Genomic DNA, 13,530 nt, shown 5'->3' with positions numbered 1-13,530 from the left:
CGGTGATTTTGGCGACCTGACCGCGGTCAATCGAGGTTGGGGCGGAGCAGGCGGGTGGCGCGCTCCTTGTCGACGCCGAGCCGCTGGGCGTAGTCCGCCAACTGGTCCTCGCCGATCCGCGCGACCCCGAAATATTCCGCCTGCGCATGACCGAAGTAGAAGCCGCTGACCGCCGCGGTCGGCAGCATGGCGAAGCTTTCGGTCAGTTCCAGACCGACGTTCTTCTCGGCATCGAGCATCTCGAACAATCGCACCTTGAGCGAATGTTCGGGGCAGGCGGGATAGCCCGGCGCGGGGCGGATGCCGCGATACTGCTCGCGGATCAGCGCGTCGTTGGTCAGTTGCTCGTCGGGCGCATAGCCCCATAGTTCCTGACGGACATGCTGGTGCAGCGCCTCGGCGAACGCCTCGGCGAGACGATCGGCGAGCGCCTTCAGCAGGATGTCGTTGTAGTCGTCGTTGTCGGCCTTGTAGCGCGCGAGGTGCGCGTCGATGCCGTGGATGCCGACCGCGAAGCCGCCCATCCAGTCGCCCGCCGGATCGATGAAATCGGCGAGGCACATATTGGCGCGGCCCTCGCGCTTGGCGATCTGCTGGCGCAGGAACGGCAGCCGCGTCGAATGTTCGTTGCGGCGGTCGAGATCGGGGACGTTGAAGCCCTCCGGCACGCTTCCGCCGTCGGGCGAGCGATGGTCGACGCTGTGCCGGTCATGGACCCAGACGTCGTCGTCGTGGCGGTGGCATGGCCAGAGTCCGGCAACGCCGCGCGCGGTCAGCCATTTCTCCGACACGACCCGGTCGAGCATCGCCTGCGCGTCCGCGAACAGCGACGACGCGCTTTCGCCGACCACCTCGTCGGTGAGGATCGCGGGATAATTGCCCGCCAGTTCCCAGGCGCGGAAGAAGGGCGTCCAGTCGATGAACTCGCGCAGATGCGCCAGATCCCAATCGTCGAACACGTGCACGCCCGGCTGCGCGGGGGCGGGCGCCTTGAGCGCCATGTCGGCGACGAAGCCGCGCTTGCGCGCCTCGTCGAGCGGCAGCAGCTTGTTCTGCCCCTTGCCCTCGCGCGCATCGCGCACCGCCTGATAATCGGCGGCGACCCCGGCGACATAATCGTTGCGGATCGTGTCGGAGACGAGCGTGGTCGCGACGCCGACCGCGCGGCTGGCGTCGAGCACATGGACGACCGGCCCTGTGTAGGCGGGCGCGATGCGCAGCGCGGTGTGGACCTTCGACGTGGTCGCGCCGCCGATCAGCAGCGGCATCTGCATCTGCGCGCGCTGCATTTCCTCGGCCACGGTCACCATTTCGTCGAGCGACGGGGTGATGAGGCCGGACAGGCCGATCATGTCGGCGTCATTCTCGTTCGCGGCGGCGAGGATCTTCGACCAGGGCACCATCACGCCGAGGTCAATCACCTCGAAGCCGTTGCACTGGAGCACGACGCCGACGATGTTCTTGCCGATATCGTGGACGTCGCCCTTGACGGTCGCCATCACGACCTTGCCCTTGCCCTTTGCGCCGGGCTCCTTGGCGGCCTCGATGAACGGCATCAGATGCGCGACTGCCTTCTTCATGACGCGCGCCGACTTCACCACCTGCGGCAGGAACATCTTGCCCGATCCGAACAGATCGCCGACGACGTTCATCCCGTCCATCAGCGGCCCCTCGATCACCTCGATCGGGCGCGCGAACTGCTGGCGGCATTCCTCGGTATCCTCGACGACATGCGCGTCGATGCCCTTGACCAGCGCATATTCGAGCCGCTTGCGCACCTCCAGCGAGCGCCATTCGGCGGCCTGCTTCTCGGCCGCCGCATCGGTGCCGCGAAACTTCTCGGCGAGCGCGACCAGCCGGTCGCCGGCCTCGGGATCGCGGTTGAGGATGACGTCTTCGCACGCCTGCCGCAGCTCAGGGTCGATCGCGTCATAGACGTCGAGCTGCCCGGCGTTGACGATCCCCATGTCCATGCCGGCAGGGATCGCGTAATAGAGGAACACCGAGTGCATCGCGCGGCGCACCGGCTCGTTGCCGCGGAAGCTGAAGGACAGGTTCGACAAACCGCCCGAGATATGGACGTGCGGGCAGCGCGCCTTGATCTCGCGGCATGCCTCGATGAAGTCGACGCCGTAGTTGTTGTGCTCCTCGATGCCGGTGGCGACCGCGAAGACATTGGGGTCGAAGATGATGTCTTCGGGCGGAAAGCCGATGCCGGTCAGCAGCTTGTAGGCGCGCTCGCAGATTTCGACCTTGCGTTGCCGGGTATCGGCCTGCCCGACCTCGTCGAACGCCATCACGACGACCGCGGCGCCATAATTCATGCACTTGCGGGCATGGGCGAGGAATTGCTCCTCACCCTCCTTCATGCTGATCGAATTGACGATCGGCTTGCCGCTAACGCACTTCAGCCCGGCCTCGATCACGTCCCATTTCGACGAGTCGATCATCACCGGCACGCGCGCGATATCGGGCTCGGCGGCGATCAGCTTCAGGAAGGTCGTCATGGCGTGGTGCGCGTCGAGCAGCCCCTCGTCCATGTTGACGTCGACCACCTGCGCGCCATTCTCCACCTGCTGGCGCGCGACCTCGACCGCGCGGGTGTAGTCGCCGGCAAGGATCATCTTCTTGAACGCCGCCGAGCCGGTGACGTTGGTGCGTTCGCCGATGTTGACGAATTGGGTGGAGGAGGTGGTCATCTAAATCCCGTCGCCCCTGCGGAGGCAGGGGCCTATCTCTGGTTCGGCAAACACTGTCGCTCGTTGAGAGAGACATGGGCCCCTGCCTGCGCAGGGGCGACGGCGCTTATGCCGCCATCGTGAACGGCTCCAGCCCGGCGAGCCGCGTCCGCACCGCGGGCACCGCTACCTGCCGCGGGGCCATGCCGCGGACGTGGTCGGCGATCGCCTTGATATGCGCGGGCGTCGAGCCGCAGCAGCCGCCGAGCACGTTGACCTGCCCTGCGAACGCCCATTCGCCGACCAGCCCGGCGGTCGTCTCCGGCGCTTCGTCGTAGGCGCCCAGTTCGTTGGGCAGCCCGGCGTTGGGATAGACCATGATGAGCGTGTCGCAGAGTTCGCTGAGCACCTTGACGTGCGGGCGCAGCTGCTCGGCCCCGAACGAACAGTTCAGCCCGATCGTCAGCGGGCGCGCGTGGCGCACCGCGTGCCAGAACGCCTCGACCGTATGCCCCGACAGGTTGCGCCCCGACAGATCGGTGAGCGTCATCGACAGCATGATCGGCAGATCGCGGCCCAGCGCCTCGCCGGCCTCGATTGCGGCCATGATCCCGGCCTTGGCGTTGAGCGTGTCGAACACCGTCTCGATCAGCACGAAGTCCGCGCCGCCCTCGACCAGCGCGTCGATCTGCTCGCGGTACACGTCCTTGAGATAATCGAAGTCGATCTCGCGATAGCCCGGATCGTTGACGTCTGGCGAGAGCGACAAGGTCTTGTTGGTGGGGCCGATTGCGCCCGCCACGAAGCGCGGCCGGCCGTCCTTCGCCTGATATTCGTCGGCGATGCGGCGCGCCAGCTTCGCGCTTTCGACGTTGATCTCGCGCACCAGCCCTTCGGCGCCGTAATCGGCCTGGCTGATGCGGTTGGCGGAGAAGGTGTTGGTCTCCGCTATGTCCGCTCCGGCCTCGAAATAGGCGCGGTGGATCGCCTCGGGCACCTCGGGCTTGGTCAGCGCGAGGATATCGTTATTGCCCTTCTGATCGTGGCCGAGCGTCAGCGTGCCGGCGTAATCGGCCTCCGACAGCTTCCAGTTCTGGATCTCGGTGCCGAACGCACCGTCAGTGATGAGGATGCGCTTGGCCGCCTCGGCATTGAAGGTATCGCGAATGGTCATGCCGCCGCCCTTTCCTGCGCCGGGCGGGTGCGGACGCCCAGCAGGTGACAAATGGCAAAGCTCAACTCCGCCTTGTTCATCGTGTAGAAATGGAGCTGCTTGACCCCGCCGGCATAGAGTTTGCGGCACAGCTCGGCAGCGACCGTCGCGGCGACCAGCTGGCGCGCGGCGGGATGATCGTCGAGCCCTTCGAACAGCCGCACCAGCCAGCCCGGCACGTCGGTGTTGCACATCGACGCCATCCGCGTGACCCCGGCGAAGCTGCCGATCGGCATGATCCCGGGGACGATTTCCGCGCCGATCCCCGCGGCAGCGGCCGCGTCGCGGTAGCGGAAGAAGGTTTCCGGCTCGAAGAAGAATTGCGTGATCGCGCGGTTGGCGCCCGCGTCGAGCTTGCGCTTCAGATTGTCGAGGTCGGCGGCAAGATCGGCCGAACTCGGGTGCATCTCCGGATAGGCGGCGACCGAAATCTCGAACGGATGCAGCCGGCGCAGCCCCTCGACCAAAGCGGCAGCGTTTGCATAGCCGCCGGGGTGCGGAGCGTAATCGGCGGCGCCCGCGGGCGGATCGCCGCGCAGCGCGACAATGTGGCGGACGCCCGCCGCCCAATATTCCTGCGCGACCGCGTCGATCTCCTCGCGGGTCGCCTCGACGCAGGTGAGATGCGCGGCGGCGGGCACCTTGGTTTCACGCGCGATCCGCGCGACGGTCGCGTGGGTGCGGTCGCGGGTCGAGCCGCCCGCGCCATAGGTTACCGACAGGAAGCGCGGCCCCAGCGGGCACAGCGTCTCGATCGACTGCCAAAGGTTTTCCTCGGCCTTGTCGGTCTTGGGCGGCGAGAATTCGAAGCTGACCTCAACGTCGCCGCCGACGTCGGCGTAGAGCGGCGCTTCCAGCGCGCGCCGCGCCTCTTCGAGCTGATTGACCGAGAACGTCATGCCGCCTTCACCTCCCGCACCGGGACGCCATGCTTGCGCCCGAGCCACAATTTTACCGTCAGTTCGCCGCCCTCGAGCGTTTCCACCTGCTCGAGCGACAAGCCCGCCTTCTCAAACCAGCCCGCGATCTGCGCATCCGCGAAGCCGAGCCGGGTATGCGCGTCGCGCGCTCGCAATTCCTCGCGGTCATGGCTCGCGAAATCGGCAATCAGCAACCGGCCATAGCCATCCAGCACGCGCGCCGCCTCGGCGATCGCGGCGCCCGGCTGCTGCGCAAAATGCAGCACGTTATGGAGGATCGCCACATCGATCCCGGCGTCGGCTACCGGAAGAGCGTAAAGATCGGCTTGCCGCAATTCGGCCTGCTCGCCGACCCGCGCGCGCGCCAGCCGCAGCATCTCGCTGCTTTTGTCGATGCCCAGCACATGCGTTGCGGCGGGGGCGAACAATTCGATCATCCGTCCGGTGCCGGTGCCGATGTCGATCAGCCGCCCGAGCGGCGCAGCGCCGAGCAGCGTACGCATCGCGGCCTCGACCTGATCCTCCGCGACATGCAGCGAGCGGATCGCGTCCCACTCGCCGGCATGCGCCTCGAACCACGCCGCCGCCGCCGCCGCGCGATCGGCGCGCACCGCCGAGAGCCGCGCGATATCCGCCTCGACCTCGCCCGCGACGCCATAAGCGTCGAGCGCCGCCAGTACTGGCGCGACGCGCGCACGCTTACCGAGCGCGACGAACACCCAGCTGCCTTCCTTGCGGCGCTCGGCAAGCCCGGCGTCGCAGAGAATCTTGACGTGGCGCGAGACGCGCGGCTGGCTTTGTCCCAGCACCTGCGCCAGTTCGCCGACCGACAATTCCATGGCGCCGAGCAGCGCGACGATCCGCAACCGCGATTCGTCGGCAAGCGCACGGAAGATATCGAGGGCCAGCTTCATGGCACCACATATAAAGATATCTTTATATGGGTCAACGCAGGAGGCGTGTTGAACCTTTTGGCGGGATGTTTCGTTCGCCTTGCCGCTGCGGCTATTTTGCCGGCGTAATAAAACAGGGAGAAACCCGATGAAGCGTCTTTTCACCACTGGCCTGATCGCCGCCACCGCACTGGGCCTCGCCGCGTGCAGCGAGCGCGCGCAGAACGAGACCGCGCAGGCGGGCAATGCGATCGCCGCCGACACCGCTGCGACCACGTCGAACGCCGTCAACGACGTTGATGCGGCGACCGATCGCGCGCTCGACAAGGCCGAGAACAGCCTCGATCGCACCGGTGACGCGCTGAAGAACACCGGTGACCGTGCCGCCGATGCAACCGGCAATGCGATGGTGCGCGCAGGCGAGGATCTGCGCGACAAGAACTGATGTAATTGCCGCCGCGGCTGATCGCAGTCGCGGCGGTTGCTCCGGCCGAAAGACGATGATGACCGAAAAGCGGCGCCTTGGCGCATCCGACCTGCGGATTATGCCGCTCGTGCTCGGTGGCAACGTCTTCGGCTGGACCGCCGATCGCGACGCGTCGTTCGCGGTGCTCGACGCGTTCGTCGCGGGCGGCGGGACGATGATCGACACCGCCGACGTCTATTCCGCTTGGGTCGACGGCCATCGTGGTGGCGAGTCGGAAGCGATGATCGGCGAGTGGCTGCGTGATCGCGGCGTGCGCGACCGTGTGCTGATCGCCACCAAGGTCGGGATGCTGCCGGGCGAGGGCGGTGAGAAGCTAGCGCCGGCGCGAATCGTGGCGGCGTGCGAGGCGTCGCTGAAGCGGCTCGGGACCGACCGGATCGACCTCTATTTCGCGCATCAGGATGACGAGGATCAGCCGCAGGAGGCGGTCGCGCAGGCATTCGCGACGCTGGTGCAGGCCGGCAAGGTTCGCGTGCTGGGCGCGTCCAATTTCCACGCCGCGCGGCTCAAGTCGGCGATCGAAACCGCACGCGCGGCGGCGCTGCCGCGTTATCAGGTGCTCCAGCCCGAATATAATCTGGTCAGCCGCCACAAGTTCGAGGGTGAGCTGCAGGATTATTGCGTCACCGAGAACGTCGGCGTGGTACCCTATTACGGGCTGGCTTCTGGGTTCCTGACCGGCAAGTACCGGACGAAGGACGATTTTTCGAAGAGCGTGCGCGGCGCACGGATGGGCGACCTGCTCGAGGGCAAGGGTGCTGCCGTGCTCGACGCGATGGACGCGATCGCGGCGGAGAGCGGCGCGACGCTGGCGCAGATCGCGCTGGCATGGCTGATCGCGCAGCCGGGTGTTACCGCGCCGATTGCGAGCGCCACCTCGGCGACGCAGGTCGAGGAGTTGCTCGGCGCGACCGCGATCCGGCTGAGCGACGATCAGCTCGAACGATTGACCGTCGCGGGTGCCTGACAGGGGGCTGCGACGCTGGCTGGTGCGGCTGTCGCTGCTGCTGGTCGCGTTCGCGGCATGGCCGGCACAGGCGGCGGTGACGATTACCTTCTGGAGCCGTGATTTCGGCAACAGTTTCCCGCACGCGTTCTTCATGCTGCGCGGCACCCCCGACGCGGGCGGGACGCCGGTCGACGCCGCCTATGGCTTCACGGCGCGATCGCTCACCCCGGCAATTCTGTTCGGCAATGTCGCCGGGAGGGTGGAGCGGCCCAAGCCGGGCTATATGGCGGGCAGCCACGTCCGCTTCTCCCGCACGCTGACCGACGCGCAATATGGTGCGATCGTCGCACTGATCCGCGAATGGGACGAGCGGACCGGCGATGCGACCTACAATCTCAACAAGCGCAATTGCGTGACCTTCGTGCGGGAGGCGGCGCGGCGGTCCGGGCTGACGAAGGTAGAATTTCCCAAGCTGATGAAGAAGCCCAGCGGCTATCTGCGCGCGGTGGTCGCCGCGCAGCCGCAGGCGGTGACGGTGGTTGAGCAGACGGGGAAAGACTATCTCGCGACGCTGCCGCCGATCGACGGTGTGGTGCCGGTCGACGCGCCGGTGAGTACGCCGGGCACGATGCAGGGCAAGCGGCAGTAGCCCTGTCGATCGCCCCGACAGACATTCGGGGGCGATGGCTTATGCGGCAGGCACCAGTTCCAGTACGTCCAGCGTCGACTCGAATGCCGGATAGGGCATCACCAGCCGCCAGCGGTGCGGGCCGATCCGTTCCATCCAGCCGGCCACGTCGCGGGTCGCGTCGGCGCCATAGCCGTAAGCGCGCGACTCATCGCCGAGCATCAGCGTGCCGAGGAACGCGGCGCGGGTCGGGTCGGCGCGATAGAGCAGCCCGACCTGCCGCTGTGAGCCGGTCACCTTGACCAATTGCGCCGCCCCGTCGGGCGCGGCGGTGATCCGGCAATCGAACCATGCGTACGCCGTGAAGCCGGTGCTGACCTTCCCCTTGCTGCCCAGCTTGAAGGTGCGGCAGCGATAGGTTCCCACCGGCGGGACCGGATCGTCGAGCGCGGCGTCGATCGTGAACAATGCTCCCTGTGCGGCGAGGTCGGCGGCAGCGACCGGACGTGCCTGCGCCAGCGCCGCGATCCATGCCTCGTACCAGCGACGCAAACGGTCTCGATCGGCGGCGGTGGCGAGCCGCCGCCAGTCGGGCGCAGTGGTCAATTCGTCGGGTGGAGGCGGGGCAGTGGGCGGAACAGTCGAGCGTGCGCCGCATCCACCGAGACACAGAAGCAGTGCACCGGCGACACGCCTCACGCCGCGGTCCAGCCGCCGTCGACCGACAGGTTCGCGCCGGTGATCGCCTTTGCCTCGTCACGGCAGAGAAACAGCACGAGAGCCGCGACCTGTTCGGGGGTGACGAACTCCTTGGTCGGTTGCGCGGCGAGCAGCACGTCGTCGATCACCTGTTCGCGCGTCAGCCCGCGCGCCTTCATCGTGTCGGGAATCTGCTGCTCCACCAGCGGCGTCCAGACATAGCCGGGCGAGATGCAATTGGCCGTGATCCCCTGCTGCGCGGTTTCCAGCGCGACGGTCTTGGTCAGCCCGACCAGCCCGTGCTTGGCGGCGACATAGGCCGACTTGTTGGGACTGGCGACCAGGCTGTGCGCCGAGGCGGTCGAGATGATCCGGCCCCAGCCCCGCGCGCGCATGTGCGGCACCGCGGCGCGCATCATGTGGAACGCACTCGACAGGTTGATCGCGAGGATGGCGTCCCACTTGTCCACGGGGAAGTCGGCGATGCCGCAGACATGCTGGATGCCGGCGTTGTTGACGACGATATCCGGCCCGCCCCACGCCGCATGCGCGCGCGCCACCATCGCCGCGATGGCGGCGGGGTCGGTCATGTCGGCGCCGTCGTGCAGTGCCTCGCCGGGGCCGAGCGCGGCGACACCGGCGCGCGCTTGCTCGATCGCCTCGGGCTCGCCGAAGCCGTTGAGCATGACGTGCGCGCCCTCCCCGGCCAACGCGCGCGCCACCGCCAGTCCGATGCCCGAGGTCGATCCGGTGACGATCGCACTCTTGCCGTTCAGGAACATTGCCGGGCCTTTCACACCTGAGTCTCGCCCATCCATCGGCGAGCGGGGCGGCGGTTGCAACCCGCAGCGGGGTGCACGCATTCATGCCGCAACGGTAACGACTGGCCTTTGCAGGGGAGGCGGACATGCGGCTCGACGATTATGACAATGATATCAACGTCGGCGAAGCCCGCGGTGGTGGCGGGCTTGGCGGCGGCGGTGGGGGTGGATTTCTGCTGGGGCTGCTGCCGCTGATCGGCAGCCGCTTCGGCTGCGGCGGAATCGTGGTGGTGTTGCTGCTGCTCGCGGTGTTCGGCGGGCTCGGCAATCTTGGCGGGATGCTCGGCGGGGGCAGCGGCACCGCGCCGCAGGTGAGTGCACCGTCACGCGAGACGGTGCAGCAGGTGTGCGACGCCTCAACCGCGCGCCGTGATACGTGTCGCGCATTCAGCAACGCGCAGAATACGTGGGAAAAGATTTTTGCGAGCCAGAACCAGCAATTCAGCCCGCCGAAGCTGCAATTCTTCAGCGGCAGCGGCCAGTCGGGTTGCGGCGCGGCGATGTCGGCGATGGGCCCGTTCTACTGCCCGACCGATCGCGGCATCTACCTCGACACAAGCTTCTTCGACGAGCTGGCCAACAAGTACAAGGCGAGCGGCGACTTCGCGCAATATTACGTGATCGCGCATGAGTTCGGCCATCACATCCAAAACCTGCTCGGGACATCGACCGAGGTGCAACAGGCGCAGCGGCGCGCGAGCGAGGCGGAGGGCAACGCGTTGTCGGTGCGGCTCGAACTGCAGGCCGATTGCTATGCCGGCGTCTGGGCGTCGATGAACCGTGACCGGCTCGATCCGGGTGATGTCGAGGAAGGGATGCGCGCGGCGCAGGCAATCGGCGACGACACGTTGCAGCGCGAGGCGCAAGGGCGTGTGGTGCCCGACAGCTTTACGCACGGTACCTCGGCGCAACGGCAGGCGTGGCTGCGGCGCGGGATCGAGAGCAACGGCAACCCGGGAGTGTGCGACACCTTCTCGGGCGCGATCTGAGAAGTTTAGGGGCGAGCGGAGTGTCGCTCGCCTCGACCCGCGGTCGTCATTGCGAGCGTAGCGCGGCAATCCAGAGCCTCCTCATCCGGCCCTGGATTGCTTCGCTACGCTCGCAATGACGAGTAGAGCAGTCGCCCCGGATCACGTCCGGGACGACAGGTCAATAGCGCTCCCCGCTCCGCTCAGCGGCGGAACGGGTCCTCGAACGCGGGACGTGCCGTGGCGTCGCTCTCCACACCATTCTCCGCATCGCGCGCGGCCTGCTCGCGCTGTGCGCGCAGCGACGCGATCAGCGCCTCGCGGTCGCCGTCGAGGCGCGTGTCGGTCGGTGCCTGCTCGATGCCGGCTGCCTTCGCTGCCTTGTTGACCGCGGCGTCCAGCTCGCGCTGCGTGGTCAGGCCCAGCGTCACCGGATCCTTCGGCGTGATGTTGCCGATGTTCCAGTGGCTGCGGTCGCGGATCGCCGCGATCGTCGTGCGGGTGGTGCCGATCAGGTTGCTGATCGCGCCGTCCGAGATTTCCGGGTGGTTGCGGATGATCCACGCGATACCGTCGGGCTTATCCTGCCGCTTGCTGACCGGCGTGTAGCGCGGACCCTTGGTACGGCGCACCTGATCCGGGCCCTTGGTCATGGTCATGCGATAGTTCGGATTGGCCTGCGCCTTGTCGATCTCTTCCTGCGTCAGCTCGTGCGCGCGGACCGGATCGCGGCCGGTCAGCTTGGTCGCGGCGGTGTCGTCGGCGATCGCCTGCACCTCGAGGATGTGCAGCCCGCAGAAATCGGCGATCTGTTCGAAGGACAGCGCGGTATTGTCGACGAGCCACGAGGCGGTCGCGTGGGGCATGAGCGGCTGGGCCATGCGGACAGTCTCCATAAATGCAAAGGGCCGCCCCTTCCCGGAGCGGCCGCCTGTTACCGAGGGACTTAGTGTGTGGCGCGCGTTAGGGCAAGCGCGCGCTCACGCTGCCTTCGCCAGCGCGGAGCCGAACGGTTGCAGCGCGTCGAGAAACTGCCGCGCGCTGGCCGGCCAGGTGAAGCGCGCGCCTGCCGCGGCGCAGGCGGTGCGGTCGAGCGTCAGCGCGCGCGCGATCGCGGTGGGAAGGTCCGCATCCATCGCACCGGTTTCGGTGGTCAGCACGTCGACCGGCCCTGCGACCGGGAAGGCTGCGACCGGCGTGCCGCACGCCAGCGCCTCGATCATCACCAGCCCGAACGTGTCGGTGCGGCTGGGAAACACCAGCGCATCGGCGGCGCGATAAGCGGCGGCGAGCGCTTCGCCGAACAGCGCGCCAAGGAAGATCGCGGCCGGATATTGGCGTTCGAGCGCCGCGCGCGCCGGACCGTCACCGACCACCACCTTCGTTCCGGGTACGTCGGCGGCGAGGAAGGCCGCGATATTCTTTTCGACCGCGACCCGCCCGACATGGAGCAGCACCGGCCCGGGCAGCGCGGCCATGACGGCGTTGCGCTCGCCCTCGGGTCGGAAGAGCGGTGCGACGCCGCGGCCCCAGCGACGGACGCGGGTCAGGCCATGTGCGCCGAGCGCGCGCTCGATCGTCGGGGTCGATGCGAGCACGGCGGCGGCGGGGCTGTGGAACCAGCGGACGTAGCGCCAGATCCATTCCGGGTTCGCACCGGTGCGCGCCGCAACGTAATCAGGGAATTGCGTGTGATAGGCGGTGGTGAACGGCAGCCGGCGCGACAGGCACCAGCGCCGCGCCGCGACACCCAGCGGGCCTTCGGTGGCGATATGAACCGCTTCTGCACCGAAGCCGGTAATGCGCCGCCCGATCGTCGCCGGGGGCATGAAGGCCAGCCGGATTTCGGGGTAGGTGGGGCAGGGGATGGATGGCGCATCGGCGGGCGAGACGACCAGCACCTCATGCCCGCCGGTGCGCAGCTCCGCGATCACATTCTCGAGCGTGCGGACCACACCGTTGACCTGCGGCGCCCAGGCATCGGTGACGATCGCGATCCGCATTGCGTCAGGCGGCGAGGGCGGTGACAGGGGCCGCGTCACGACGCGCGATTTCTTCGCCCCAGTTGAGGATTTCCATCGTTCCGTCGAAATGCTCGACCAGGGCGTTGCACCCCTCCACCCAATCGCCGTCGTTGTAATAGGCGATCCCGGCGATGTTGCGCATCTCGGCGGTATGGATGTGGCCGCAGACGACGCCGTCGACGCCGCGGCTGCCCGCCGCCTCGGCGACGATCTCTTCGAAGCGCGAGATGAACGCCACCGCGTTCTTGACCTTGGCCTTGGCGTGCTTGCTCAGCGACCAGTAAGGCATCCCGAACTTGCGACGTACCGCGCTGACAACGCGATTGAGCGTCATCAGCGCGGTATAGGCGGCGTCGCCGACATGCGCGAGCCAGCGGTGCGACAGGGTGATCGCGTCGAACTCGTCGCCGTGGAGGACGAGCAGGCGACGGCCATCGGCGGTTTCGTGGACGGCCTTGCGCCGGATCTTGATCCCGCCGAAATCGAGACCCGCGAACTGGCGGAACATCTCGTCGTGGTTGCCGGGGATGTAGATCATCCGCGTGCCGCGCCGCGCGCGCTTCATCAGCCGCCAGATGACATCGTTATGCGCGGCCGGCCAATAGAAGCGCTTCTTGAGCTGCCAGCCGTCGACGATGTCGCCGACCAAATACATGGTGTCGCTGTCGACATGGTCGAGGAAGTCGATCAACATGTCCGCATTGCAGCCGCGGGTGCCGAGATGCACGTCGCTGATCCAGATCGTGCGATAACGGCGGCGCTCGCCGACCGGCTCTTCCGGGCGGTGCGGGCGCGAATGGGCGAAATCGAACAGATCGGTGACGTCGGCGATATGCCCGGAGATGGGCGCGAGCGTGTCGGCGATCGGCGGCATGAGCGGCTCTCCCTCGCCGCCCTTATGCCGCCTTCATGTGACGCCCCCATCTCGCCGCGGTGACGGCGATATGGCCGATCCGTGACGGTTCCGCGTCAGTGCGTCAGCTGCAACAGAGCGTCGATCGTGATCGCGATCACGCCCCAACTCGCCACGGCCAGCCCGGCCAGAACAGCGAAGCGCCGACGCGTGGAAAAGTTGTAACCGGCAACCATCTTCAGAAATCCTCATCCTCGTTCTTATGACAGGAAGGTGACACGTCCGCGTGGTGGCGAAAAGTACGGATTGCTGCCGTTTCTCGCGCAAAAATTCGATCACTGAGAACGATGGCGGGCGCGGTGATCGAGCGGCTGTGTTGCCACGCGTGGACGCGCCG

Annotated in this window: 13 protein-coding genes; 4 read left to right on the top strand and 9 right to left on the bottom strand. The window is 67.2% G+C overall.

Annotated features, from left to right (window positions below; translation table 11 throughout):
* Nucleotides 1-26: 26 nt before the first annotated feature.
* From metH to AADI75_RS06075, 4 genes are all read right to left on the bottom strand, one after another.
* Entirely contained in the window at nucleotides 27-2,699 is a 2,673-nt protein-coding gene (gene metH / locus AADI75_RS06090; protein ID WP_341208151.1) for a methionine synthase, read from the bottom strand.
* 106 nt (nucleotides 2,700-2,805) lie between these two features.
* A complete protein-coding gene (locus AADI75_RS06085; protein WP_341208150.1) occupies nucleotides 2,806-3,852 on the bottom strand; it encodes a homocysteine S-methyltransferase family protein in 1,047 nt (348 codons plus the stop codon).
* Nucleotides 3,849-4,790, bottom strand: coding sequence for a methylenetetrahydrofolate reductase [NAD(P)H] (gene metF / locus AADI75_RS06080; protein ID WP_341208149.1), 942 nt, complete (start codon nucleotides 4,788-4,790; stop codon nucleotides 3,849-3,851). Before metF ends, AADI75_RS06085 begins: the two co-directional genes overlap by 4 nt.
* A complete protein-coding gene (locus AADI75_RS06075; protein WP_341208148.1) occupies nucleotides 4,787-5,725 on the bottom strand; it encodes a metalloregulator ArsR/SmtB family transcription factor in 939 nt (312 codons plus the stop codon). Before AADI75_RS06075 ends, metF begins: the two co-directional genes overlap by 4 nt.
* 127 nt (nucleotides 5,726-5,852) lie before the next feature.
* Between AADI75_RS06075 and AADI75_RS06070 the strand changes: the two genes are divergently transcribed.
* The 3 genes from AADI75_RS06070 to AADI75_RS06060 are packed head-to-tail and all read left to right on the top strand — an operon-like array spanning nucleotide 5,853 to nucleotide 7,789.
* Nucleotides 5,853-6,149 (top strand): hypothetical protein, encoded by a 297-nt coding sequence (locus AADI75_RS06070; protein WP_341208147.1) that lies wholly within the window; start codon nucleotides 5,853-5,855, stop codon nucleotides 6,147-6,149.
* Nucleotides 6,150-6,207: 58 nt separating this feature from the next.
* Nucleotides 6,208-7,158, top strand: a complete 951-nt coding sequence (locus AADI75_RS06065; RefSeq protein WP_341208146.1) for an aldo/keto reductase — start codon at nucleotides 6,208-6,210, stop codon at nucleotides 7,156-7,158.
* Nucleotides 7,151-7,789 carry a hypothetical protein gene (locus AADI75_RS06060; RefSeq protein ID WP_341208145.1) on the top strand — a complete coding sequence of 213 codons (639 nt, stop codon included), beginning with the start codon at nucleotides 7,151-7,153 and terminating at the stop codon, nucleotides 7,787-7,789. Before AADI75_RS06065 ends, AADI75_RS06060 begins: the two co-directional genes overlap by 8 nt.
* A gap of 39 nt (nucleotides 7,790-7,828) precedes the next feature.
* On the opposite strand, the gene AADI75_RS06055 is transcribed toward AADI75_RS06060, so the two are convergent.
* Together AADI75_RS06055 and AADI75_RS06050 are read right to left on the bottom strand one after the other, a co-directional pair.
* Complete coding sequence (locus AADI75_RS06055) at nucleotides 7,829-8,374, bottom strand: DUF4893 domain-containing protein (RefSeq protein WP_341208144.1); 546 nt, start codon at nucleotides 8,372-8,374, stop codon at nucleotides 7,829-7,831.
* 89 nt (nucleotides 8,375-8,463) lie between these two features.
* Nucleotides 8,464-9,249 (bottom strand): 3-hydroxybutyrate dehydrogenase, encoded by a 786-nt coding sequence (locus AADI75_RS06050; RefSeq protein ID WP_341208143.1) that lies wholly within the window; start codon nucleotides 9,247-9,249, stop codon nucleotides 8,464-8,466.
* Nucleotides 9,250-9,374: 125 nt separating this feature from the next.
* Here AADI75_RS06050 and AADI75_RS06045 point away from each other — a divergent pair, with 125 nt between their 5' ends.
* The gene (locus AADI75_RS06045; RefSeq protein ID WP_341208142.1) at nucleotides 9,375-10,277 is read left to right on the top strand and encodes a neutral zinc metallopeptidase; all 903 of its coding nucleotides are present in this window, start codon (nucleotides 9,375-9,377) and stop codon (nucleotides 10,275-10,277) included.
* A gap of 182 nt (nucleotides 10,278-10,459) precedes the next feature.
* Here AADI75_RS06045 and AADI75_RS06040 read toward each other — a convergent pair whose 3' ends face one another.
* The 3 genes from AADI75_RS06040 to AADI75_RS06030 form a co-directional block, all read right to left on the bottom strand.
* The gene (locus AADI75_RS06040; RefSeq protein WP_341208141.1) at nucleotides 10,460-11,137 is read right to left on the bottom strand and encodes a DUF1013 domain-containing protein; all 678 of its coding nucleotides are present in this window, start codon (nucleotides 11,135-11,137) and stop codon (nucleotides 10,460-10,462) included.
* 99 nt (nucleotides 11,138-11,236) lie between these two features.
* The gene (locus AADI75_RS06035; RefSeq protein ID WP_341208172.1) at nucleotides 11,237-12,259 is read right to left on the bottom strand and encodes a glycosyltransferase family 1 protein; all 1,023 of its coding nucleotides are present in this window, start codon (nucleotides 12,257-12,259) and stop codon (nucleotides 11,237-11,239) included.
* A 4-nt stretch (nucleotides 12,260-12,263) separates the two neighbouring features.
* On the bottom strand, nucleotides 12,264-13,154 hold the full coding sequence (locus AADI75_RS06030; RefSeq protein ID WP_341208140.1) for a UDP-2,3-diacylglucosamine diphosphatase: 891 nt from the start codon (nucleotides 13,152-13,154) through the stop codon (nucleotides 12,264-12,266).
* Nucleotides 13,155-13,530 lie beyond the last annotated feature (376 nt).

It is taken from the genome of uncultured Sphingomonas sp., from assembly GCF_964021865.1.
GTDB lineage: Bacteria > Pseudomonadota > Alphaproteobacteria > Sphingomonadales > Sphingomonadaceae > Sphingomonas.
This window is presented reverse-complemented; position numbering and strand designations above follow the sequence as displayed.

Excerpts from the sequence above, each read along its gene's own strand:
- AADI75_RS06030 (WP_341208140.1), bottom strand. The coding sequence starts at position 13,154 with ATGCCGCCGATCGCCGACACGCTCGCGCCCATCTCCGGGCATATCGCC.
- AADI75_RS06070 (WP_341208147.1), top strand. The coding sequence starts at position 5,853 with ATGAAGCGTCTTTTCACCACTGGCCTGATCGCCGCCACCGCACTGGGC.
- AADI75_RS06065 (WP_341208146.1), top strand. The coding sequence starts at position 6,208 with ATGACCGAAAAGCGGCGCCTTGGCGCATCCGACCTGCGGATTATGCCG.
- metF (WP_341208149.1), bottom strand. The coding sequence starts at position 4,790 with ATGACGTTCTCGGTCAATCAGCTCGAAGAGGCGCGGCGCGCGCTGGAA.
- AADI75_RS06050 (WP_341208143.1), bottom strand. The coding sequence starts at position 9,249 with ATGTTCCTGAACGGCAAGAGTGCGATCGTCACCGGATCGACCTCGGGC.
- AADI75_RS06040 (WP_341208141.1), bottom strand. The coding sequence starts at position 11,137 with ATGGCCCAGCCGCTCATGCCCCACGCGACCGCCTCGTGGCTCGTCGAC.
- AADI75_RS06075 (WP_341208148.1), bottom strand. The coding sequence starts at position 5,725 with ATGAAGCTGGCCCTCGATATCTTCCGTGCGCTTGCCGACGAATCGCGG.
- AADI75_RS06045 (WP_341208142.1), top strand. The coding sequence starts at position 9,375 with ATGCGGCTCGACGATTATGACAATGATATCAACGTCGGCGAAGCCCGC.
- metH (WP_341208151.1), bottom strand. The coding sequence starts at position 2,699 with ATGACCACCTCCTCCACCCAATTCGTCAACATCGGCGAACGCACCAAC.
- AADI75_RS06035 (WP_341208172.1), bottom strand. The coding sequence starts at position 12,259 with ATGCGGATCGCGATCGTCACCGATGCCTGGGCGCCGCAGGTCAACGGT.
- AADI75_RS06085 (WP_341208150.1), bottom strand. The coding sequence starts at position 3,852 with ATGACCATTCGCGATACCTTCAATGCCGAGGCGGCCAAGCGCATCCTC.